Origin of the sequence: Mycobacterium senriense (genome assembly GCF_019668465.1) — a bacterium.
Taxonomy (GTDB): Bacteria; Actinomycetota; Actinomycetes; order Mycobacteriales; family Mycobacteriaceae; genus Mycobacterium; species Mycobacterium senriense.
Map to the genome: position 1 here is coordinate 4656095 of NZ_AP024828.1, position 22202 is coordinate 4678296.

At 66.8% G+C, this 22202-nt stretch carries 20 protein-coding genes; 16 read left to right on the forward strand and 4 right to left on the reverse strand.

Annotated features, from left to right (window positions below):
• The first annotated feature begins 18 nt into the window (after positions 1-18).
• The 3 genes from scnC (at position 19) to MTY59_RS21855 (ending at position 2796) form a co-directional block, all read left to right on the forward strand.
• On the forward strand, positions 19-723 hold the full coding sequence (scnC, locus tag MTY59_RS21845; RefSeq protein WP_221043008.1) for a thiocyanate hydrolase subunit gamma: 705 nt from the start codon (positions 19-21) through the stop codon (positions 721-723).
• A 106-nt stretch (positions 724-829) separates the two neighbouring features.
• Complete coding sequence (locus MTY59_RS21850; RefSeq protein WP_250160894.1) at positions 830-1111, forward strand: nitrile hydratase subunit beta; 282 nt, start codon at positions 830-832, stop codon at positions 1109-1111.
• A gap of 308 nt (positions 1112-1419) precedes the next feature.
• Entirely contained in the window at positions 1420-2796 is a 1377-nt protein-coding gene (locus MTY59_RS21855; RefSeq protein WP_221043009.1) for a DEAD/DEAH box helicase, read from the forward strand.
• 7 nt (positions 2797-2803) lie between these two features.
• Here the strand turns inward: MTY59_RS21855 and MTY59_RS21860 are convergent, their stop codons facing one another.
• The gene (locus MTY59_RS21860; RefSeq protein WP_221043010.1) at positions 2804-3349 is read right to left on the reverse strand and encodes a class I SAM-dependent methyltransferase; all 546 of its coding nucleotides are present in this window, start codon (positions 3347-3349) and stop codon (positions 2804-2806) included.
• 103 nt (positions 3350-3452) lie between these two features.
• Here MTY59_RS21860 and MTY59_RS21865 point away from each other — a divergent pair, with 103 nt between their 5' ends.
• Positions 3453-4103 (forward strand): TetR/AcrR family transcriptional regulator, encoded by a 651-nt coding sequence (locus MTY59_RS21865; RefSeq protein ID WP_431190726.1) that lies wholly within the window; start codon positions 3453-3455, stop codon positions 4101-4103.
• Between the two features lie 31 nt (positions 4104-4134).
• Here the strand turns inward: MTY59_RS21865 and MTY59_RS21870 are convergent, their stop codons facing one another.
• Positions 4135-5901, reverse strand: coding sequence for an N-acyl-D-amino-acid deacylase family protein (locus MTY59_RS21870; protein ID WP_221043012.1), 1767 nt, complete (start codon positions 5899-5901; stop codon positions 4135-4137).
• 180 nt (positions 5902-6081) lie between these two features.
• On the opposite strand from MTY59_RS21870, the gene MTY59_RS21875 reads away from it, so the two are divergent.
• Positions 6082-6753: a TetR/AcrR family transcriptional regulator gene (locus MTY59_RS21875; RefSeq protein WP_221043013.1), complete on the forward strand. Its 672-nt coding sequence runs from the start codon at positions 6082-6084 to the stop codon at positions 6751-6753.
• A gap of 212 nt (positions 6754-6965) precedes the next feature.
• Positions 6966-7601, forward strand: a complete 636-nt coding sequence (locus tag MTY59_RS21880) for a cutinase family protein (RefSeq protein WP_284145234.1) — start codon at positions 6966-6968, stop codon at positions 7599-7601.
• A gap of 12 nt (positions 7602-7613) precedes the next feature.
• Here MTY59_RS21880 and MTY59_RS21885 read toward each other — a convergent pair whose 3' ends face one another.
• Positions 7614-8522: an SDR family NAD(P)-dependent oxidoreductase gene (locus tag MTY59_RS21885; protein WP_221043014.1), complete on the reverse strand. Its 909-nt coding sequence runs from the start codon at positions 8520-8522 to the stop codon at positions 7614-7616.
• Between the two features lie 849 nt (positions 8523-9371).
• On the opposite strand from MTY59_RS21885, the gene MTY59_RS21890 reads away from it, so the two are divergent.
• The 3 genes from MTY59_RS21890 (at position 9372) to MTY59_RS21900 (ending at position 11449) form a co-directional block, all read left to right on the forward strand.
• A complete protein-coding gene (locus tag MTY59_RS21890; RefSeq protein WP_221043015.1) occupies positions 9372-10181 on the forward strand; it encodes a SigB/SigF/SigG family RNA polymerase sigma factor in 810 nt (269 codons plus the stop codon).
• A 114-nt stretch (positions 10182-10295) separates the two neighbouring features.
• Positions 10296-10928, forward strand: coding sequence for a hypothetical protein (locus tag MTY59_RS21895; protein ID WP_221043016.1), 633 nt, complete (start codon positions 10296-10298; stop codon positions 10926-10928).
• Positions 10929-10957: 29 nt separating this feature from the next.
• Positions 10958-11449, forward strand: coding sequence for a DUF2231 domain-containing protein (locus tag MTY59_RS21900; RefSeq protein ID WP_221043017.1), 492 nt, complete (start codon positions 10958-10960; stop codon positions 11447-11449).
• Between the two features lie 70 nt (positions 11450-11519).
• Here the strand turns inward: MTY59_RS21900 and MTY59_RS21905 are convergent, their stop codons facing one another.
• A complete protein-coding gene (locus MTY59_RS21905; RefSeq protein ID WP_221043018.1) occupies positions 11520-11996 on the reverse strand; it encodes a nitroreductase family deazaflavin-dependent oxidoreductase in 477 nt (158 codons plus the stop codon).
• Positions 11997-12131: 135 nt separating this feature from the next.
• Here MTY59_RS21905 and MTY59_RS21910 point away from each other — a divergent pair, with 135 nt between their 5' ends.
• Genes MTY59_RS21910 through MTY59_RS21940 form a run of 7 tightly spaced genes read left to right on the forward strand, consistent with a single transcriptional unit; the run spans position 12132 to position 22094 of the window.
• Positions 12132-12854, forward strand: coding sequence for a TetR/AcrR family transcriptional regulator (locus MTY59_RS21910; protein WP_221043019.1), 723 nt, complete (start codon positions 12132-12134; stop codon positions 12852-12854).
• Entirely contained in the window at positions 12851-14074 is a 1224-nt protein-coding gene (locus MTY59_RS21915) for a cytochrome P450 (protein ID WP_221043020.1), read from the forward strand. The genes MTY59_RS21910 and MTY59_RS21915 overlap by 4 nt, the downstream gene beginning before the upstream one ends.
• On the forward strand, positions 14068-15015 hold the full coding sequence (locus tag MTY59_RS21920; RefSeq protein WP_221043021.1) for an SDR family oxidoreductase: 948 nt from the start codon (positions 14068-14070) through the stop codon (positions 15013-15015). Before MTY59_RS21915 ends, MTY59_RS21920 begins: the two co-directional genes overlap by 7 nt.
• Before the next feature lie 19 nt (positions 15016-15034).
• A complete protein-coding gene (gene car, locus MTY59_RS21925; RefSeq protein ID WP_221043022.1) occupies positions 15035-18550 on the forward strand; it encodes a carboxylic acid reductase in 3516 nt (1171 codons plus the stop codon).
• Between the two features lie 31 nt (positions 18551-18581).
• Positions 18582-19754: an amidohydrolase family protein gene (locus tag MTY59_RS21930; protein ID WP_221046580.1), complete on the forward strand. Its 1173-nt coding sequence runs from the start codon at positions 18582-18584 to the stop codon at positions 19752-19754.
• Entirely contained in the window at positions 19751-20986 is a 1236-nt protein-coding gene (locus MTY59_RS21935) for a M24 family metallopeptidase (protein WP_221043023.1), read from the forward strand. The genes MTY59_RS21930 and MTY59_RS21935 overlap by 4 nt, the downstream gene beginning before the upstream one ends.
• Complete coding sequence (locus MTY59_RS21940) at positions 20976-22094, forward strand: M24 family metallopeptidase (RefSeq protein ID WP_221043024.1); 1119 nt, start codon at positions 20976-20978, stop codon at positions 22092-22094. The genes MTY59_RS21935 and MTY59_RS21940 overlap by 11 nt, the downstream gene beginning before the upstream one ends.
• Positions 22095-22202 lie beyond the last annotated feature (108 nt).

The following is a 22202-nucleotide window of genomic DNA, read 5'->3' on the forward strand; positions in this document are numbered from 1 at the left end:
CTCCGAAAGGACCTCAGGATGACCGTTCACGATCACGATCACGATCGCACCGCCGCGCCGATGGTAGACGAGATCACCGATTTCGAAGTCCTGGAGATCGCCCTTCGCGAATTGTGCATCGAGAAAGGGATTTTCACCGCCGAGGACCACCGCCGCATGACCGAATACGCCGAACAGATCGGGCCGACGCCGGCGGCCCACCTGGTGGCCCGGGCCTGGCTCGACCCAGCGTTCATGGAGATGGTCGTTTCGGATCCGCTTGCCGCCAGCAAGGAAGTCGGTGTCGACTGGCTGCACCCCACGGGTTTTGGCACGCCAAGCGATTTCACGGCCTTTCACGTGCTGGTCGACACGCCGACGCTGCACCATGTCATCGTGTGCACGTTGTGCTCGTGCTACCCGCGACCGATCCTGGGCAACTCCCCCGAGTGGTATCGGACGCCGAACTTCCGTCGCCGCATCGTGCGCTGGCCGCGCCAAGTTCTGGCGGAATTCGGGCTCTTCCTGCCCGAAACGGTAGAGATTCGGGTCGAGGACTCGAACCAGAAGCATCGATTCATGGTGATGCCCGTCCGCCCCGAAGGAACTGATGGCTGGACAGAGGACCAGCTCGCCGACATCGTCACCCGCGATTGCCTGATCGGTGTAGCACTACCCAGGGCCGGGGTGACCACGAATGCGATCACCGAAACCCGACCCGCCATCCATCCGGTCGACGAGTGATTCGGTGGGTGAACAGGTGGTCAGTTCCGAAAGCTCGAATTCGACCGGGGTCTCCCCTATTACGTCACTGACGAAAATCGTTGAGCGTAACCAGGTCTGGAGCCGCATGGCCGCGAAGTACGGGGTCGACAATCCAACACCGCCGTGGCACACGAGCCTTGACGGGATGTGCGATGCCCTCGATCGAAGTGCTTCCGGCCCAGATGTTCTCGCCTTTGTCGATCGACGCAACGACGAGGACGCGCTGTCGGCAACCGTTTACGCCGACCTGCCGTACCCGGAAAACCGGTTGGTTGCGCTGGCGCATTCGCTGTTAGTACGCGGTGTCATCGACGAGGCCGAACTCACCGAACGCATGGCGGCGGTGCGGGCCCGGCTCGAATCCTGATCACTCTCGGCGACGGAGATCACATCTCTGCGCAGGCCGCTTTGTCATTGCCGTGCACCGGGTGCGCTATGCTGGCACCAGCGTTGGCGTCAAAGCAAGATGTCAACCACGTCGTGGAACGCTTCTTCATCCCACTGGTGTCGCCCCGCAATTCGGGCTCAGCCACCACGTTCAGATGATCCGTGCATCCGCACCAGCTTGTCTCGCGGCGATCGATTTTGCCCTCCGGCAATCTCGCCACCTTGTGCTGAGGACGCGCGCGACAACGCCGCGGTCCGGCACGACCGATGCCTGAAAGGCACCGAAAAGTGACTACCGACAAAACCTTTGCCGACCTTGGCGTGCGCAAACAGATGATCGACGCGCTCGCCAAACGAGGCATCACACACCCATTCCCGATTCAGGTCGAGACCCTGCCCGACACGCTCGCCGGTCGTGACGTGCTCGGTCGCGGAAAGACGGGCAGCGGCAAGACCCTGGCCTTCTCGATTCCGCTGGTCAGCCGCCTGTCGGAGAAAAAGCGGAACCCCTCGCGACCGTCTGGGTTGGTGCTTGCGCCCACCCGAGAGCTGGCGACGCAGATCACAGCCACACTCGAGCCGTTGGCGGCAGCCTGCGGCCTGCGGATCACCACGATCTTCGGCGGTGTCTCACAAAGCCGCCAGGTAACGGCCCTCAAATCCGGTGTCGACATTGTGGTGGCCTGCCCGGGTCGGCTCGAGGATCTGATGAAGCAACGGTTGATCAGTCTCGAAGCCGTGGAGATCACGGTCATCGACGAAGCCGACCACATGGCCGATCTCGGTTTTCTGCCCGGCGTCACTCGGATCCTGGCCGCCACTCCGAATGGTGGCCAGCGGCTGTTGTTTTCGGCAACGCTGGACAACGGCGTAGACAAGCTCGTGAAGCGATTCCTGCGAGACGAGGTGCTGCACTCGGTTGACGAGGCCAACTCGCCGGTATCCGAGATGACCCATCACGTGTTCCACGTCGCCAATGCGGAGGCCAAGAAGGAAGTCGTGCACCGGCTTGCATCCGGCACTGGCCGCCGAATTCTGTTCATGCGCACCAAGCATCAGGCACGCAAACTCGCCAAACAGCTCACCGAGTCGGGAGTCCCGTCGGTCGACTTGCACGGCAACCTGTCTCAACCCGCTCGCGAGCGCAACCTGGCGATGTTCTCCTCGGGCGGGGCCCGGGTGCTGGTGGCCACCGACATCGCCGCGCGTGGCGTGCACGTCGACGAGGTCGAACTGGTCGTACACATCGACCCGCCCGCCGAACACAAGTCCTATCTGCACCGCTCGGGACGCACCGCGCGGGCGGGTAGCGCCGGTGACGTCGTCACGGTAGTCCTGCCCGAGCAGCGGCACGACACCCAGGCCTTGATGCGCAAGGCCGGTATCAAGGTCGCTCCGCAGCAGGTGACCGCGACGTCGGAGGCGGTGCAAGCCCTCGTCGGTGAGACCGCGCCCTACCAGGCGCCCGCTCCCACCAAGGCTCCCGCGCAGCCGCCTCGGCAGCACCGAGCGAACACCGGCGGGCAACGGCGCCGTCGAAACGGCAGCCGGTCACCGAACAGCAATTCCGCCCCCACCGAGTCAGTGGTATCTCATCGTGCGGCAACGCCCACGCGACGGCTGGATCGCCGCCGCTCGAGCCGTGCGCAGGGAAGCACTCGATAGTCAACGCTCAGCGCCGGGCCAGTAGCCACGCCTGACCGTCGCCTTCGTCGGCGCCGAGCAGGTCCAGGCCGGCGAAGGCCGCGGGCAGCTCGCCGGCCGCGGCGCGGAAGGGGCCGGGGGTCGCACCGACCTCGCTCAGCGCCGCGATCGCCAGCAGCCCGCCCGGCGCAAGCCGTTCGATGATCGCCCGGTCGAGGCGGGGGGCGCGGAACTTGCAGCACAGGATGACGTCGACCGGGACCCCCGCCGGCAGACCGCCGTCGAAATCGACGACGTCGAAGCGACAGCGGTTGCCCACCGCGGCGCGCTGGGCCAGCTCGCGCGCGTGGCTGATCGCCACCGGGGAGACGTCCAGCCCCACCACTTGCAGGCCGCGGGAGGCCAGCCAGACCGAGCCGGTCCCCTGGCCGCAGGCGAGGTCGAGGGCCCTGCCGGCGGTGGGAAACAGATCCGTGTGTCCCGCGAAAACGGCGGGCGGCGCAACCGAACTCAGCAGTGGCGGCCCCTTCGCCGCGTACCGTTCGTCCCAGCGATGCCGGTCCGCTTCGCCCATACGCGCCACTCTAGAACGGCGTGCGCGGATGACAGTCAGTCCCGTTTTAGACAGCTGTCCGTAAAACGGCGCCCGTGTCGCGCAAGCAAGCGAGCCCACCGGGATGGATGCTGTTGTTGGCGACAGGTCCCGTTTCTACACTGGACGGGTGTCTAGAGATGCGTCGTCCCCAGTCGTCGCCGGGAAGGCGACGGGTGCCGGCGCTGCCCGGCGGTCGGATCGCCGCCCTGGGCAGACCATTCGCAAGGTCCTCGATGCCGGGCTGGCGGAGCTGCGGGAATCCTCGTACGCGAACCTGACGATGCGCGCGGTGGCGACCCGCGCCGGGGTGTCGACGGCCAGCGCCTACACCTACTTTCCCTCGAAGAGCGCGCTGGTCGCGGCGGTGTACCTGCGCTTCCTGCGCGACCTGCCGCTGCATACCGACGTCAACGACACGACGAAGACCCGGGTCAGCGCCACCCTGCGGGACATGGCGGTCGTGGTCGCCGATGAGCCGGAGCTGACCGCCGCCTGCGGCGCCGCCCTGATGGCCGACGATCCGGCGGTCGCGCCGCTTCGGGAGCAGATCGGCGAAGAAGTGTCCAAACGGATCGGGGCCGCGCTCGGTCCGGGCTGGCCCCGAGCCGTGAAATCCACGCTGCAGATGACCTTTTCCGGCGCGCTGATGACCGCCCGGTTCGTCAGCTTCGCCGAGATCTCCGGACAGCTCGACGAGGCCGTCAACCTCATCCTGGGCGCATCGGTCGCGTGAAATTCGCTGTGTCTAAAGGCGATAGGAGCGGCTAGCCCGTGTGGGCCAGCTTTCGTGCCGAGCCGCCGGCCCGGAGGAATTCACCGAGGCGCTGCTCACCCAGCTCAGGCGAGGGCTCGCCCGCGCCGAAGGCGAGTTTCCCGGACACCAGGACCGCGGTGACCGTCTCGTCGTTGCGGTTCACCATCCGCGACAGCCCGCCGTAGGACTCGACCGGATGCTCGGCGTACCGCTCGAGTGACTCGTCGAGCTTGTCCGGATTGATGATGACGATGTCGGCGCGGTCGCCTTCACGCAGCGTGCCGGCATCGAGCTCGTACCACGCACCGAGTTCACCGGTGAGCCGGTGCACTGCGTGCTCCATCGACATGAACGGCCTACCCTGCTTCTCGGCGTCGCGCACGTGGCGCAGCAGGCGCAGGCCCGAGTTGTAGAACGCCATGTTGCGCAGGTGCGCGCCCGCGTCCGAGAATCCCATCTGAACGCCTGCGCTTTGCGCGAGCTTCTTGAGCAATTCGGGCCGGTGGTTGGAGATCGTGGTGCGCCAGCGGAGCTTTTCGCCGTGCTCGAGCACCAGGTCGAGGAACGCGTCGACCGGATGCAGGCCGCCGCGGTCCAGACCCACCTGTCCGAAGGACTTACCGACCACCGATTCGTCGGGGCACGCCACGATCTCGGCGTCGAAGAAGTCGCGGTGCCACACCCGGGGTCCGTACTTCTGGTCGTAGTCCTTACGGAACTGACGCCGGTAGTCCTCGTCGCGCATCAGCTCGTTGCGGGTGATCTCGTCCTGCAGGTGCAGCGCCGCGGCGCCGGAGCCGAACTCTTCGAAGATCACCAGCGAGATCCCGTCGGCGTAGACCTCGAACGGCACGGGCAGGTGCTGCCAGCGGAATTCCGCACCCAGCGCGTTGACCATCCGGGCGAGCCAGTCCATCAGATAGATGACCGGGGGCAGGGACTTGACGTCGGCGGCCGACAGCAGGCTGGTCTTCAACCGCCGACGCCCGACCCCGAGCGACGTGGCCAGCTGGGACACGACCGACAGCGGGTTCTTGATGTCGGGGCCCGACTGCAGGATTTTGTTGCGCCGCCGCAGGATCGCGTTCAGGCGCCGGAGTTCACGCGGCTTCGCATAGGTCGACGGCAGGGTCCGCGACCGGCAGACCTCACCGTCGAGTTTGTCGAACATCAGTTGCTGCGAGGACAGCCCGACGAAGCCTTCGTCGAGAGCCTCCTCGAGCATCGACTCCATCCGCGCGAGTTCGGCGGCCGACGGGCGAGTGTCCTTGCGGGTCGCCCTGTCCAGGCCCATCGTCGCGGCTCGCATGTCGGAGTGGCCGATGAACGCCGCGATGTTGGGACCCAGGTTCAGCTGCTCGAGCGAGGCCACATATTCCTTGGGGCTGTTCCACGACCGGATTTCGTTGAGCTGTTCGATGACGTAGCGCCGCGGAATGGCCTCGACGCGGCCGAAGATGTCGCCCGCGTCGACGTTGTCCAGGTACACGGTGGACAGCGAGCAGGAGCCCAGCATCACCGTCGTCACGCCGTGCCGCAGCGATTCGGAAAGCGCAGGCTCACAAAGTGTTTCGATGTCGTAGTGGGTGTGGATGTCGATGATGCCGGGAATCACCCACTGGCCCGTCGCATCGATGACCCGGGCTCCGGTCGTGTCGAGTGGCCCCTTGGCGACGGTCACGACGCGGCCGTCCCGTACGCCGATGTCCCGCAGCGCCGACGGCCCGCCTGTCCCGTCGAACCAGCGGCCGTTGGTGATCACGGTGTCGTACTGCATCGGTCGGCCTCTCTGTCGCGCCGGAGCCCTCCGGATCCGCAGTGATCATACATAATGCGCATATTGTCCTGCCGCGCCACCAGTGCACGACTCAGCGGTTGGCCAGCAACGATGGCGTCGCAACAGACGTTATGATCCAGCTGTGGGGTTCACCGGCCGCGGGTTTGCCGACCGTTAATCATGCGCAGTCACGGTTGGGCAGGAAACACGCCGGCGTCCGATGCCGAGGCGATCGAGCGCATCCTCGACGCCGCCGACAAGATCATCGACGAACGTGGGTCGGCGATGCGGATCGCCGACGTGGCGCGGGCACTGGGGGTGACCCGGCAGACCGTCTACCGATACTTCCCCGGGACGCAGGCCCTGTTGGTGGCGTCCGCGATGCGGTCGGCCGACGGCTTCCTCGATCGCATGGCGGCCCACCTGGAGGGCGTCACCGACCCGGTGGTGGCCATCACCGAGGGAATGGCTTTTGCCGTCGAGGAGCTGGCCGCGGACAACCAGGTCGAGTTCGTGCTCAGCCGGCGCCACCGCGGCGCCCAGAAGGTTTCGATCATCTCCGATACCGCCCTGGCTTTTGGTCGTTCGATGCTCCATCGCTACGACGTCGACTGGGAGCACCACGGTTTCGATGAAGCCGGCCTGGACGAGCTGAACGAATTCTCGCTGCGTGTTCTCCATTCCTTCCTGACCGACCCGGGACGGCCGCCGCGCAGCGGCGCCGATCTCCGGCGCTACCTCACCCGCTGGATCGGGCCGGCGATCGCCTACCCGCAGATGGTCCGGGCCATGGATGCACTGGGTGCCGCGGAGCCACCGCGACCGCGACGGCGCTCGTCGAAAGCCTCCTGACCGGCCGGGCGGGAGCGGCGAACCATGGCCATACGTATTCGCCATTGTGTCCCGCTGCTCGACCGCCTCCCGCCTGAACACGTCTACAGGCGCCGAACAGGAGGTCTCCGTCACATCTGCGGCGATGGCCGACCGCTCAGCGCGCGCTTCCGGGCGTGTTGTGGCAGGATCGCGCTGTGCAGGCACATCCCCTCGCTGTGTTGACTTGTGCTGTGCTGTCGCCGATTTGGACTCTGCTCATCGGCCCGGTCACGGCGGCGTCCGCGGATCCGTGCCCCGACGTCGAGGTCGTGTTCGCCCGGGGCACCACCGAGCCGCCCGGCGTCGGCCGCATCGGCCAGAACTTCGTCGACACCTTGCGCTCACACGTCGGCGGTAAGTCGGTCGGCGTGTACCCGGTCAACTATCCGGCCACCACCGACTTCCCCACCGCCGCCGACGGCATCAGCGACGCCGGCAGCCACGTCGAACAGATGGCGACGAATTGCCCCCGCACCAAGACGGTGCTGGGTGGCTACTCGCAGGGCGCCGCGGTGATGGGCTTTGTGACCGAAAGCGCTGTGCCGGACGGCGTGCACCTGGTGCGGGCGCTCCAGCCGATGCCGGCCGAAGTGGCCAGCCACGTGGCCGCGGTGACGCTGTTCGGCAAGCCGTCGAGTCAGTTCATGAGCATCATCAACCAGCCGCCGGTCGACATCGGGCCGCTGTATTCGGCGAAAACGCTCGAGTTGTGTGTCCCCGGCGACCCGGTCTGCTCCGGGGCGGGCAACCCCGCCGCGCACCGCCAGTACGTCGAGGCCGGGATGGTGGACCAGGCGGCCGATTTCGCCGCCAACCGGCTCTCGTAAGACTCGCTCTCGTCAGGCGCCGGAGGCGCGCCCGTCATTCGCCCTTCCATCGATCATGTTGTGCACGTCGTGCACCGACCACGGCCCGGCCTGATGGTGGTCACGGTAGCCCAGCACCCGCGGGGCCTGACGGTCGAAGCTGCCGACGAAACCGCCTGCTGCAACTAGGATCTGGCCCGTCACGTCACGCGACAAATCGCCGGCGAGATAAGCGTAGACCGGTGCGACGAACTCGGGTGGAGCGCTGTCGAGCGATGCCCGCATGGTCATCTCGTCGAGCAGCCCACGGCGGTGCAGATCTTCAATGTGTCGCTCGTATGCGGCTCCGGTCGACAGCCGCGTCCTGGCGCCGGGACAGACCACGTTGGCCCGCACGCCGTAGGGCTTCAGTTCGGCGGCGATGGCCATCGTCAGGCCGTTGACGGCGCCCTTGCCGGCCGGATATCCCGTCCCGCCGTAGTCACCCAGATACGCCACCGAACCGGTGTTGACGATGGCTCCGTGCCCCTGCTCGGCCAGCACCGGGGCGGCCACCCGGCAGGTGTGGAAGGCCGTGCCGAGGTGGCCACTGATCAGCCGATCGAACTCGTCCGGGGTGATTGTCAGGATCGACGAGCCGGGGGGCTCGGCGATGCCGGCGCAATTGATCAGGGTGTCTAGTCGTCCGAACGCGCTGAGGCATTCGTCGACGAGAGAGCGCGCGACGGTCTCGTTGTCAGCGGCTCCGACCACCGCGGCGGCTTGCCCGCCCGACGCCGTGATCGCCGCGACCGTTTCCTCGACGGCGTGTTCGTCACGCCCGTTGACGACCACACCGGCGCCCAGGCTGCCCAGCAGCTCAGCGACCGCTCGTCCGATGCCGCGACTTCCGCCCGACACCACCAGACCGCGGCCATCCAGCGCAGCCTCGGTGCCGCTCATCGCCCGCTCCCGCGGGTGCCCCGCCGGCCATCACGTAATGCGTTGCGCGCGAAGTTCTCTCGCAGTTGAACGGCGCCCGGGCGGCCGATCGGTGTCACGAACATTAGGCGAACAGTACCCAGCCGAATCAGAAATGAGAACGGAAGCCGAGCTTTCCCGGCCGCAACCGCGCTGGATGCGGTCAGCAACCCTGCCCGCTTCGACGTTCGGAAGAGTTGGCGCCGGCGTCCTGCTGCGTAATCACCCTGCGGTCGACTTCGATGCCGGCGACGGTGCACCCGATAGCAATCGCCTCGGCGGTCTCCCTGGGTGGCAACGGTAAATAACGCAACACCGCTCAGAAGTAGCATCGACTCGGAGTAATTCGTTTGCCAGCAGCACCGGGGCTCCTCGTCGGCAGAGCGGCCGGCGTCGCCAACGTCGCAGTTAGCAGAGCATAAGGGCAATTGTGGGGAGGCCGTCAGCTCCGCGCCGATGGTTTGCGGAGGCCCAGGTGGTACACCCTGGAAACTGTTCAAAATTTATCTGGACCCGCTACCCCGAGCGATCGCCCGGTGAGGCGAAGGGGCGTATAGTCGCTATGGACGCGTCGCCGTTTAGCTAAAAGCGGTCCGGTCAGCCGCACGGCTACCGAGCTTGGTATGGCTCCGGCGAACCAGCCCCAGTCATCTCCGCGCTTGTTTCGTGCGCTGGGTAACGACCGTCCAGCGGATTGAGATGCAGTGGGGGCGAGATGTGCGCAGATCTGCAACCTCCCATTGCACACGACTCAAGGAGAGTCAGCATGCAAACTTGTTTTCGCGCAACCGTTTACATGATTTTTCGAGTGAACGCGGGGTGCGCCGGCCGATGACCAATGTAATTTCCGCAACTCGTCCCGCGCCACCGCGTACCACCAGGACCGACGATTCATACGACGATGTCGTCGACATGTTTGTGGCGCTACACCAGTTGCCCGCCGAATCGCACGAGTTCGCCCACCAGCGCGAACGCATCGTTTCTCGATGCCTGCCGCTGGCGGACCACGTGGCCAGCCACTTCGCCCGCCGCGGCGAAGGTCTCGAGGATCTGATCCAGGTCGCGCGGCTGGGGCTGATGAACGCCGTCAACCGATTCGACCCCACGAAGGGCCCCAGCTTCATCGGGTTCGCGGTGCCCACCATGATGGGCGAGGTCCGGCGTTACTTCCGCGACTACAGCTGGGGAATGCGCGTCCCACGGCGGTTGCGCGAGCTGCACGTTCAGATCAGCAGGACGACCGCGGACCTGTCCCAACAGCTCGGGCGCGCGCCCACCGCGGGCGAGCTCTCTCGGGTACTCGAGGTGCCCCACGAGGAGATCGTCGAATGCCTCGTCGCGGGCGACGCCTATCGGCTCGACTCCCTGGATGCACCGCTGGGCGCCGACAGTTCGGGAACGCCGCGCTCGGTGGCCGACTCGGTCGGTGACATCGATCCACAGATCGAGCACATCACCAACCGGGAAGCGCTGCGGGTGCTGGTTGCCACCCTCCCGCAGCGTGAACGTGAGGTGCTGCGCATGCGGTTCTTCGAAGCCATGACGCAAAGCCAGATCGCGGAGCGGATCGGCGTGTCACAGATGCAGGTGTCCCGCATCCTGGCAAACACGCTGAGCAGCCTGCGCGATCAACTCGAATAGCAGGCCAGTTCCCCCAGGACGCTGCGCGGCATACCCTGCCGCGCAGCCCTGTACTGTGCGATCCGAAGGACAACCCGACTGTCGCCAGGAAGACCTGGAAGGGAGCTGGATGCGATGAGGATGTCACGATCGGTGATCGCGGGTGTCGCAGCGACTACGGCACTGGCGGTATCGGTGGCCGGCTGTGGGAGCAACAAGCCGCAGCCGTCGCCGTCGAAGTCCGGATCGGCCACCTCGGCAACCTCGGCCCCCGGCAGCCCCAGCTCGGCACCGGCGTCATCAGCACCGGCCCAGCCCAACGAGTACGCCAAGCTGCTCATCCAGCCGAGTGACATCAACGCCCCGGTCCCCTTCACCGCCGCGCCCCCGACCGGCAACCCCAACGGCCAGCCGGGCGTGGCGACCACCTTCAAGGACGACGACGGTAGCCACGCGATCAAGGTGACCATCCAGGTCTACGACGACCCCGACTCCGCCACGAACGCGTTGGACGCCGCGAAGGGCCAACAGGGCGGCCTGATCAAGGATCCCTCCACGCAGCCGTCGAACATCGGTAGCGGCGGAACGATGTTGATGGGCAACACCCCGGACCGCAGCAAGGGTGTGGTGATCCTGCTCTTCACCGAGGGTAAGGCGTTTGCCACGCTGGAATTCGACGGCCCGACCGACACGCTGGCCCCGCCGGACTTCGTCAACGACGTCGGCCAGAAGCAGGACGCCGCGATCAAGAAAGGGCTCGGCAGCTAGTCGCTGCGCCTCTACCACCGGGGGACGCTATGAACGTCATCAACGGCATGCCGGCGCACGCGCTGCTGCTGCATTTCATATTGGTGCTGGTGCCGCTCACCGCCCTGCTGGAAATCGTCTGCGGGTTGTGGCCGGCGGCGCGGCGCGGGCAGCTGATGTGGCTCACGCTGGCGCTGGCCGTGGTCACCATGGTGTTGACGCCCATCACCATCAACGCCGGCGGATGGCTCTACGGCCTGAGAACGAATCCGACCCCGATCCTGCGCGAACACGCCGAGCGGGGCAGCCTGATGGCCTACTTCTCCGCCGCACTGCTGGTGGCCGCCGTCGTGCTGGTCGTCGTGCGCATGACAGAAGGCCGATCCGACAAGGGCCGCGTCGCTACCCGGATATTCGTCGCGATTCTGGTGCTGGCGGTCGGGATCGCGTCGATGGTCCAGATCTACCGCGTGGGCGACGCCGGTGCGCAGTCGGTCTGGGGCACCGAGATCGCGCGCCTGACTAAAAACCACCCGGAATGACGGCGCCCCTCGCGGCGGAGCCCCGTCGGCACGGGCCGGCGCGACGCCGGTCTGCTGCCGGCCGAGAAACTCAGGGGGCGGGCGTGAGCAGAAACAGCCGGAACCGGCGCGCGCCGGCGCGTTCCTGGGCGAGGCGATAATTCGGCCAGCACGCCAGCGCCTGGGCCCACGCATCGGCGCGCTCCTCGCCGCCGAGCAGTCGCACCGCCGCCACGAACCGGTGGCCCCGACGGCGCACGGTGACCCGTTGCGCCGCTTTCAGATTCGCCGACCAGGACGGGTGGCGCACGCGCCCCCAGTTTGATCCGACCAACAGCAGGCCGTCGCGAAAGGGTACGTACTGCACGGTCGCGCTGCGGGCGAGACCGGTCTTGCGACCCGAGATGGTGATCCGCACGTTGGGCAGGCCGGCCAGATCCAACGCGCCGAGCCGTCCACCGGTCAGGAACCGAAGCACGGATTCGAGCCCCTCCACGATTTGGTGACCGTTCAGGACCAGCACGCGGTAGGCCGTCGGGTTGCGCGCCAGCCGCTGCAGCGGATTCATGGGCACGACTGTAGGCGCTGGGCGCCTGGCCAGGGCGTCACGGCGATGAAATGCCGCTGACGAACCGAGGTTTCGTTAAGCACCGGAGCGCGACGCACCGGAATAAATAAATTGCTTGATTTAACCCGGCGCTAGGTGTTCACTGAGGCGATGACTGCCGAACGGGCCGCTCGCTCCGACAGGTCGACGGGCACCCGCGAGGCGATCTTGTCGGCCGCCGAAGTGCTTTTTGCCGAACGCGGCATGTACGCCGTGTCCAACCGGCAGATCAGCGAGGCGGCCGGCCAGGGCAACAACGCCGCGGCGTGTTACCACTTCGGCACCAGGGTCGACCTGCTTCGGGCGATCGAAAGCAAGCATCGCGAGCCGATCGAGGAGCTGCGCGCCCAGATGCTGGCCGCCATTGGCGATTCGACCGAGCTACGCGACTGGGTCGGCGCCCTGGTGCGCCCGTTGACCGATCACCTGTCCGCGCTGGGCACCCCGACCTGGTACGCCCGATTCGCCGCGCAGGCCATGGCCGATCCCACCTACCACCATGTGGTCACCAAAGACGCGCTGGCGTCGCCGTTGCTGGTGCAGACGCTCGACGGCATCAACCGCTGCCTGCCGGAGCTGCCCAAGCGGGTGCGTTCGGAACGAATGGTGATGGTGCGCAACCTGCTCATGCACACCTGCGCTGAGCACGAAGGCGCGCTGGCCGAACACGGACCGCGGTCGCGTTCGGCGTGGCCGGTGGCCGGCGAAGGGCTGATCGACGCGATCGTCGGCCTGTGGCGCGCGCCGGTTCACGTGGGCGCGGCCGGCGGCCAGCCGACACAGACGACCGCTCAGGCCGACAACCGAGGAGCACGATGACCGAAGGATCCACCGCCACCGACATCCCGGATTTCCCGATGTCACGGGCGCCAGGCTGCCCGTTCGCCCCGCCTCCGAAGGTATTGGAGCTCAACGCCGACAAGCAGCTGAGCAGGGTCCGGATCTGGGACGACAGCACGCCGTGGCTCATCCACGGCTACGACGCGATACGCGCCCTGTTCACCGATTCCCGCACCAGCGTCGACGACCGGCTGCCCGGCTATCCGCACTGGAACGCCGGCATGCTGGCCACGGTGCACAAGCGCCCGCGCTCGGTGTTCACCTCCGACGCCGAAGAACACACCCGGTTTCGCAGGATGCTGTCTAAACCGTTCACGTTCAAGCGAGTTGAAGCGCTGCGGCCGGCGGTACAGAAGATCACCGAAGACCACATCGACGCCCTGCTGGCGGGCCCGACGCCCGGTGACATCGTCAGCACCCTCTCACTGCCGGTCCCCTCCCTGGTCATCAGCGAACTGCTGGGCGTGCCCTACGAGGACGCGGAGTTCTTCCAAACCCAGGCCCAGCGGGGCATGGGCCGCTACGCGACCGAGGAGGACACCGCCCAGGGGGCCGCCTCGTTGGCGAAGTATCTGGCCAATCTGGTTCGCGCCAAAATGCAAAGCCCCTCAGAGGATTTGGTATCCGACCTGGCCGAACGGGTCAACGGCGAAGAGATCAGCGTTCGCGAAGCCGCACAATTGGCCACCGGCGTGCTGATCGCGGGCCATGAGACCACCGCGAACATGATCAGCCTGAGCATTGCGGCGTTGCTCGAACACCCGGATCAACGAGCGCTGCTGCACGACACCGATGACCCGAAAGTCGTCGCTACCGCGGTCGAAGAGCTGATGCGCTACCTGAGCATCATCCAGACCGGCCAACGGCGAATCGCCGTCGAGGACATCGAGATCGGCGGCGAGACCATCCGTGCCGGCGACGGCATCATCCTGGACGTCGCCCCGGCCAACTGGGATGACCGCCAGTTCCCCAACCCGGACCGGCTGGACCTGCTCCGCGAGGACGGGCCGCACGTCGGGTTCGGCTACGGTCGCCATCAGTGCGTGGGTCAGCAGCTGGCCCGGATGGAACTGCAGATCGTCCTGCCCACGCTGCTCCGCCGTATTCCGACACTGCAGCTCGCCGTGCCGCTGAATGATCTGCCGTTCAAACATGACGCACTGGCGTACGGCCTCTACGAGCTCCCCGTGACATGGTGAAGCCCGATCTGTCGCTGGACGTTCCAGATCTGCGTGGCAAATTCGCCGTAGTGACCGGGGCCAACAGCGGTTTGGGATTCGGGGTGGCGAAGCGGCTGTCGGCCGCCGGTGCCGACGTCGTGATGGCGATCCGCGACCGGGCCAAGGGCGAGCAGGCGGTCGCCGAGATCCGCCGGGAGGTGCCGGAGGCCAAGCCCAGCATCAGGCAGCTCGACCTGTCGTCGCTGCCGAGCGTGGCCGCGCTGGGCGAGGAGCTGACCGCAGAAGGTCGCCCGATCGACATCCTGATCAACAACGCGGGCGTCATGACTCCCCCGCAACGGCAACAGACCAGTGACGGCTTCGAATTACAGTTCGGAACAAACCATTTGGGGCATTTCGCGTTGACCGGACGGCTGCTGGGTCTGCTGCGGGCGGCGGAATCTGCGCGCGTGGTGACGGTCAGCAGCATCGCCGCGACCCAGGACAGTATCCATTTCGGCGACGTCAACGCGGAACAAGGCTACAAACCCATGCACTCCTACGGGGTCGCCAAATTGGCGCAGCTGATGTTCGCCGTCGAATTGGATCGGCGCAGCCGCGCAGGCAACTGGGGGCTGATATCCAACGCCGCCCATCCCGGCCTGACCAAGACCAACCTGCTCAGCGGCGCGTCGTACGGCCGCACCGCACCAACGTTGCAGGCCCGGCTGACGCGGCTGACGTGGCGGCTGCTGCCGTTCATGTGGCTCGACATCGACGAAGGCATCAAGCCGACCCTCTACGCCGCGGTGTCGCCGGATGCGCAGGGCGCCAAATACTACGGACCTCGCGGCTTCTACGAAACGGTCAGGGGCGGAGTCACTTTCGCGGGTGTCCCCCGGCTCGCGCGCAGCGAGGCCAATATGCGACAGCTGTGGCAGCTCTCCGAACAGCTCACCGGTGTCAGCTACCCGGGCTGACATCAGAAAGTGGTGATAGATGGCGTTCGTCGGTCGCAGTGACGTCAAAGATCCTGGTGCACAGCAGGACCAGTGGGAACGGCTGGCGCGCCGACGCGAGCGGTTGTACGCCGACGACGAACAGTTCCGCGATACGAAGCCTGACGACGAAATCGCCGCCGCCGCACGCGCACCCGGGTTGCGGATAGCCGAGGTGATGGCCACCGTCCTGCAGGGCTACGCCGCGCGGCCGGCGCTCGCGCAGCGCGCTCGCGAGATCGTCACCGACCCGGCAACCGGGCGTTCGCTGCTGCACTTCCTGCCGCGCTTCGAGACCATCACCTACGCCGACCTGTGGGCGCGCGTGCAGGCCACCGCCGCCGATTGGCATCACCACGAACGCCACCCGGTTCGCGCCGGCGACTTCGTCTGCGTGCTTGGATTCGCCAGCATCGACTACACCGCCATCGAGTGCGCCTGCATCCACCTCGGCGCGGTGGTGGTGCCGTTGCAGACCAGCGCGCCGGCCGCGCAACACGCGCCGATCATCGCCGAGACTCGGCCCCGAATCCTGGCCGTCGGCATAGACAATCTCGCGAGCGCCGTCGAGGCGACGCTGGCGGGCACCGCGCCGGACCGCCTGATCGTCTTCGACTACGAACCGCGCGACGACGACCAGCGGGCCGGTTTCGAGGCCGCGGTCGCCCGCCTGTCCGAGGCGGGCAGTGCACTGACCATCGAGACGATCGGTGCCGCCGCCACCCACGGCGCGGTCCTGCCACCCGCGCCCCTGCACGTCGCCGTGGAGGGCGAAGACCCATTGGCATGGGTGTTCTACACGTCGGGCAGCACCGGCACACCCAAGGGCGCGATGTTCACCGAAAGCCTTTGTATCGGTACCTGGTTGGCGCAGTCCGATCAGCCCGTGATCACCTTGAGCTACATGCCGATGAGCCATCTAATCGGTTACGGCTACGTCATCCTGACCCTGGCCAACGGGGGCACCAGCTATTTCGCCGCCAAGAGCGACCTCTCGACCCTGTTCGAGGACCTGGCGCTGGTACGGCCAACCTCCATGAGCCTGGTGCCGCGGGTATGCGAGATGTTCTTCCACCACTACCAGCGCGAGCTGGACCGCGCCCTGATGGCCGGTGCCGACCCCGATGCCGCGGGCGCACAGATCACCACGGCCATCCGGGAGGAGATCCTGGGCGGGCGCGTGCTGGCGGTGGGCTGCGGCTCGGCCGCGTTGTCGCCGGAGATCAAAGAGTTCATGGAAGAGGTGCTCGATCAGCACCTGCTGATCGGCTATTCGTCCACCGAGATCGCCGGCGGAATGATCGTGGCCGATGAGCACGTGCTGCGCCCGCCGGTCATCGGCTACAAGCTTCTCGACGTCCCCGAGCTGGGCTACTTCACCACCGACAAGCCTTATCCGCGAGGGGAATTGGCCGTCAAGTCGGCGCGCTTCATGGCCGGCTACTACAACCGGCCCGACCTGACCGCCACGATGTTCGACGAGGACGGCTACTACAAGACCGGCGACATCATGGCCGAGGTCGGCCCGGACCGGTTGCGCTACGTCGATCGCCGCAACAACGTGATCAAGCTCGCCCAGGGTGAGTTCGTCGCGGTCTCCCGCCTGGAGGCGCTGTATTCGACCAGCCCGCTGATCCACCAGATCTACATCTACGGCAACAGCGCCCGCTCGTTCCTGCTCGCCGTGGTAGTGCCGACCGACGGCGGCGCCGACCCGGCCGCGATCGCCCAGTCGCTGCGCCAGGTCGCCCGCGACAACCAGCTCAACGGCTACGAACTCCCCCGCGACTTCCTCATCGAGACCGAGCCGTTCAGCCTGGCCAACGGCTTGCTGTCCGGCGTCGGAAAGTTCCTGCGGCCTAAGCTCAAAGCGCGCTGCGGCGACAGACTGGAAGAGCTCTATGCGCGCATCGCCGACGACCAACTCGGGCAGCTTCGCGTCCTGCGCACCGGCGGCGCCGATCAGCCGGTGCTGGCGACCGTCACCAAGGCGGTTCAGGCCACTTTGGGCGTGGCCGCGGCCGACGTGTCGCCGGAGGCGAGGTTCATCGACCTGGGCGGTGATTCCCTTTCGGCGCTGACCTTTTCGACCCTGCTCGCCGACATCTATGGCATCGAGGTTCCGGTCGGTGTGGTGATCGACCCGACCGGAGACCTGCTCACCATCGCCGGCCACATCGAACGGCAGCGCGCTCCGGGCAGCGGCCGGCCCACGTACGCATCCGTGCATGGCACCGGCAGCACCGAGGTGCACGCCGAGGACCTGACCCTGAACAAATTCATCGATGACGACATCCTGAAATCGGCGACGTTGCTGTCGCAGCCGACGGCCGAAGTTCGCACCGTCTTGCTCACCGGCGCAACCGGATTCCTGGGCCGGTTCCTCGCCATGGAATGGCTCGAGGGCCTCGCCGAATCGGGCGGCACCCTGATCTGTCTGACCCGGGGCGCCGATGCCGCGCAAGCCCGTCAGCGGATCGAAGCGGTGCTGGCCTCGGATCCGGCACTGCTGGAACGCTTCCGGGCCCTGGCCGCCGATCATCTCGAAGTCGTCGCGGGTGACATCGGCGACCCGAGGTTCGGGCTGGATGAGGCGACGTGGCGGCGCCTGGTGGATACGGTCGATCTCGTCGTGCACCCGGCGGCGCACGTCAACCACGTGCTGCCCTACCGCCAGTTGTTCGCGCCGAACGTGGTGGGCACCGCCGAAATCATCCGGCTGGCAATCACGCGCCGGCTCAAGCCGATTCACTACGTCTCCACCATGGGCGTCAGTGCCGTCGCGCATCAGCTCGTGGACGAGGACACCGACATCCGGCGCTCGGTGCCCAGCTGCACGGTCGACGACGGTTACGCCAACGGCTACGGGATCAGCAAGTGGGCGGGCGAGGTCCTGATGCGCGAGGCACACGACCTGTGCGGCGTGCCCATTGCGGTGTTCCGGCCCGGCATGATCCTGGCCGACAGCCGCTACGCGGGACAGCTCAACGTGCCCGATATCTTCACCCGGCTGCTGTTCAGCCTGGTCTCCACCGGAGTCGCCCCACGCTCGTTCTATCGGGGCTCTGCAGGCCAGGATGGCGGGCGCCCACACTACGAGGGTCTGCCGGTCGACTTCCTGGCCGACGCGATCGCCGCGATCGGGCCGCAGCATGGCAGCAGCTTGGACACCTACAACACGACCAATCCGCACGACGACGCCATCTCGCTGGACACCTTCGTCGACTGGATGATCGCGGCGGGATATCCGGTGGAAAAGATCGACGATTATTCGGCCTGGCTCGCTCGGTTCGAGACGGCGATGCGTGCGCTCCCGGAGAATCAGCGTGGACAGTCGGTGTTGGCGGTGCTCGACGTCTACCGTGAACCCATGGCCGCGGTGGCGGGATCGCCGGTGCCCGGAGAGCGATTCCGGGGGGCCGTCCATGCCGCCGGCCGCGCGATCCCACACCTGTCGCGGGAGCTGATCGAGAAATACCTGGCCGATCTCCAGCGGATCGGTGTGCTGACCCGCTGATGCGAACCGATCTCCGAAGGAAGGGACGATGATGTCCAGCCCAGCCCCAACGCTTTACCCCGAAGGCGTGATCGGTGCGCCCAAGGACCGGCGCGGCCACGCGGCGGAGTTCAGCACCGGCCTGCCGGCGGGCACCGAGGTGTTCTCCGCCGACAATCACATCTCGGTGGCTGACGACATCTTCTACGAAGGCTTTCCCGCCGAGCTGAAGGATCGGGCGCCCCGGATCTGGTACGAGGACGGTGCCTATCTGCTCGGCCCGCCCGGGCAATCGATGGTGGTGGGCGATTTCAGTGCGGTGCTCATGCAATACGACGACCTCGCCGGCGCGGCCACCAACAACGTCGACGCCCGGGTTCGCGAGCTCGCCGAGGACGGCGTCGACAAGGAGCTGGCCTTCCCCAACGCGGTGCTCGCGCTGTTCCACCACCCCGACCACGAGATCCGTGAGCGGATCTTCCGCGTCTACAACGAGCACATCGCCGGCGTTCAGGAGCGGTCCGACGGCCATTGCTACGGGGTCGGGCTGATCAACTGGTGGGATCCGGCCGGGGCGCGACGCACGCTCGCTGAGCTGAAGGCGTTGGGGCTCACGACGTTTCTGATGCCGATCAACCCCGGAAACGATCGCGACGGGCAGCCCATCGACTATTCGAGCACGGCGATGAACGCGGTGTGGGACGAGATCGAGGAGGCCGGGCTGCCCGTCACCCACCACATCGGCGAGAGTCAGCCCAAGATTCCCAGCGAGGTCAACAGCGTCGCGGTGGCCATGATGGTCAACATCGACTCGTTTCGGGAGATGTTCTCCAAGTACATCTTCGGCGGCATCCTGGACCGGCATCCGCGACTGCGGATCGGCTGGTTCGAAGGTGGAATCGCCTGGGTGCCGACGGCCCTGCAGGACGCCGAGCACGTTCTGGCCTCCTATCGGCACATGCTGGCCCACCAGCCGGCACGTGACGTCCGGCATTACTGGGACACGCACATGTGCGCCTCGTTCATGGTCGATCCGCTGGGGCTGCGGCAGATCGACGAGATCGGTATCGACAAGGTGATGTGGTCGTCCGATTACCCGCACAACGAAAGCACTTTCGGCTATTCGGAGCGGTCGCTGGCCGCGGTGGTCGAGGCGGTCGGCCCCGAGGATGCCGTTGCGGTTGTCGGTGGCAACATCAAGGACTTCCTGGGAATCTCCGCATGACGAATTCGGTCACTGCCCGCGCCCGCGTGCTCGACATCCCGGATGAGCCGGATTGGGCCCGCATGCGCACCGAGATCGGCGCGCGGCTGCGATCCGCCATGGCCGAACACGGTGTCGACGCCCTGATCCTGCTGATGAACGGCTACGTCGGCTACGCGACCGGTGCCAGCTGGCCGCTCCTGGACGCCGGCCTGTCACACGTAGAGCGCCCGGTCGCCGTCGTGCTCGCCGAAGACGTGCATCCGCACCTGTTCATGCCGTTCCGCAGCGGGGCGTCCGCGGAGTATCCCGTGCCCGACGACCATTTGCACGGTCCGGCCTACCTCGAATTCGACCATGGTGTCGAGGATTTCGCGCGGAAGTTGTCGGGGCTCGTCCAGCCGGGGGCCAGCGTCGCCGTCGACGAACTCACCGGTGCGATGCGGCGGGCGGGGGCCAAGCTGTTCCCCGCGGGCCCGCCGACCGACGCGGCGATCGTGCTCGCCGACGCGCAACTGGTGAAGACCCGCGACGAGTTGTCTTGTCTGCGTCGGTCGGCCCGCATCACCGAACGGGCGATCGTCGACGTGCAGCAGGCCTTGAAGCCCGGTGTACGTCAGATCGATCTTTCCGCGACGTTCGTGCGCCGCGCGTTCGAGCTGGGCGCGACCACCAACATGCTGGAGGCCATCTGGCAGGTGATGCCGACCTCGCGGGAAGCCGGAGTGTGGACGACGCACGGCGATCTCGCGCTGCCGCTGCTGCCCACCGATCGGGAACTGATTGCCGGCGACGTGCTGTGGACCGATATCAGCATCACCTACCACGGATACTGCTCTGACTTCGGCCGCACCTGGGTGGTCGGCGAGTCGTCCACGCCGCGCCAGCAAGACCAATTCCGGCAGTGGCGCACCATTTTGGACGCCGTGCTCGCGATCACCAAGGCCGGCGTGACCTCGGGCGACCTGGCGCGCGCGGCGATCGCGGCCAATGGCGGTCGCAAACCCTGGCTGCCGCATTTCTATCTGGGCCACGGCATCGGCACCTACCCCGCCGAGGCGCCGATGATCGGGACGGATCTCGGCGAGGAGTTCGACGACAACTTCGTTTTCCCGCCCGGCATGGTGCTGGTGCTGGAACCCGTGGTGTGGGAGGACGGCACAGGAGGCTACCGCAGTGAGGAGATCGTGGTGATCACCGAAGACGGCTACGCGCCGATCACCGACTACCCGTACACCCCCTATGGCGACTGAAGTTCTGCCCGACGCACGCGCACTGCGCTCGGGCCGCAGGGAACGGGCGCTCGCCCAAATGCAGGAGCACGGGCTCGACATCCTGGTGCTCGGCCGGCAGGCCAACATCCGTTACGTCACCGGCGCGCCGCAGCTGTGGATTGCCGGCACCCGGCCATTCGGTCCGATGTGTGTGCTGGTACGTGCCACCGGGGACATCTACCTCAACAGCACCGACGACGAGGGGGTTCCGGAGGAGATCGGCCACGATCACCTGTACGGGCTGGCCTGGAACCCGGTGACGCTCATCGATGTCCTGAAGAAGATCGACGGCGCCGAGGCGGCGCGGCGGGTCGGAACCGACGCGATCACACCGACTTTCGCGGCGCTGCTGCCCGAGGCGTTTCCCAATGCCGAGCTCGTCGACGCCGAGCCGGCAATGCGGGCGGCGCGACGCGTCAAGACGCCCGACGAAATCGCGGCGATGGATCAGGCCTTGCGTGTCGCCGAGCACGGGTTGGCCACCGCCCTGGGCGAATTGGCGCCGGGCGTTTCCGAGCGGACGCTGGCCGGGGTGATGATGGAGGCGATGGCCGCGGGCGGGGTGAGCACGCCGGCCAGCCAGGACGCCGCGTGGGTCACCTCGCGGGATCAGCCGTGGCGTCGCGCGGCCGATCACGAGATCCGTCCGGGTGATCTCGTCGCGTTCGCCGCCGGCGCGCTGGCGAATGGGTATGTTGCCGAGGTCGGCCGAACGTGGCCCGCCGGCGACAGCGTCACCGGCGAGGCACGAACGCTCTTCGAGCGATCGAACATGTTGTACCACAGGATGCTTGCCGCGTGCCGTCCGGGCGCGTCGAGCCGCGATCTGCTCGCCGCATACGAGGCGGCGGGTGAACCGGTGCCGCCGATGCCGGTCGCGCACGGGTTGGGGCTGGGTTTCGACCCGCCCGTGGTGTCCGAATCGCTCGTGGCCGCAGGCGAACACGACGTGCTCGAGGCCGGGATGGTGTTGGCGATCACCGGGTATGTGTGGCAACAGGGCGACGGCGCGGTGTTCCGGCGAGACACCGTGCACATCACCGAGAGTGGCGCCGAGGTGCTGACCAACAGTCCATCGTGGGGCTAGCGCAGCCAGCCTGTCCCCTGCCGCTAGCTCACGAGGATCGAGACCCTGAATTCCCGTGTGCCACTTTCGTTTCACGGGTCACAAATCCAGTATTCTTGTCGGTGGCCT

Coding starts and splice junctions, on each gene's coding strand:
- scnC (WP_221043008.1), top strand. CDS start 19: ATGACCGTTCACGATCACGATCACGATCGCACCGCCGCGCCGATGGTA.
- MTY59_RS21850 (WP_250160894.1), top strand. CDS start 830: ATGGCCGCGAAGTACGGGGTCGACAATCCAACACCGCCGTGGCACACG.
- MTY59_RS21860 (WP_221043010.1), bottom strand. CDS start 3,349: ATGGGCGAAGCGGACCGGCATCGCTGGGACGAACGGTACGCGGCGAAG.
- MTY59_RS21865 (WP_431190726.1), top strand. CDS start 3,453: ATGGATGCTGTTGTTGGCGACAGGTCCCGTTTCTACACTGGACGGGTG.
- MTY59_RS21870 (WP_221043012.1), bottom strand. CDS start 5,901: ATGCAGTACGACACCGTGATCACCAACGGCCGCTGGTTCGACGGGACA.
- MTY59_RS21875 (WP_221043013.1), top strand. CDS start 6,082: ATGCGCAGTCACGGTTGGGCAGGAAACACGCCGGCGTCCGATGCCGAG.
- MTY59_RS21885 (WP_221043014.1), bottom strand. CDS start 8,522: ATGAGCGGCACCGAGGCTGCGCTGGATGGCCGCGGTCTGGTGGTGTCG.
- MTY59_RS21890 (WP_221043015.1), top strand. CDS start 9,372: ATGACCAATGTAATTTCCGCAACTCGTCCCGCGCCACCGCGTACCACC.
- MTY59_RS21895 (WP_221043016.1), top strand. CDS start 10,296: ATGAGGATGTCACGATCGGTGATCGCGGGTGTCGCAGCGACTACGGCA.
- MTY59_RS21900 (WP_221043017.1), top strand. CDS start 10,958: ATGAACGTCATCAACGGCATGCCGGCGCACGCGCTGCTGCTGCATTTC.
- MTY59_RS21905 (WP_221043018.1), bottom strand. CDS start 11,996: ATGAATCCGCTGCAGCGGCTGGCGCGCAACCCGACGGCCTACCGCGTG.
- MTY59_RS21915 (WP_221043020.1), top strand. CDS start 12,851: ATGACCGAAGGATCCACCGCCACCGACATCCCGGATTTCCCGATGTCA.
- MTY59_RS21920 (WP_221043021.1), top strand. CDS start 14,068: ATGGTGAAGCCCGATCTGTCGCTGGACGTTCCAGATCTGCGTGGCAAA.
- car (WP_221043022.1), top strand. CDS start 15,035: ATGGCGTTCGTCGGTCGCAGTGACGTCAAAGATCCTGGTGCACAGCAG.
- MTY59_RS21930 (WP_221046580.1), top strand. CDS start 18,582: ATGTCCAGCCCAGCCCCAACGCTTTACCCCGAAGGCGTGATCGGTGCG.
- MTY59_RS21935 (WP_221043023.1), top strand. CDS start 19,751: ATGACGAATTCGGTCACTGCCCGCGCCCGCGTGCTCGACATCCCGGAT.
- MTY59_RS21940 (WP_221043024.1), top strand. CDS start 20,976: ATGGCGACTGAAGTTCTGCCCGACGCACGCGCACTGCGCTCGGGCCGC.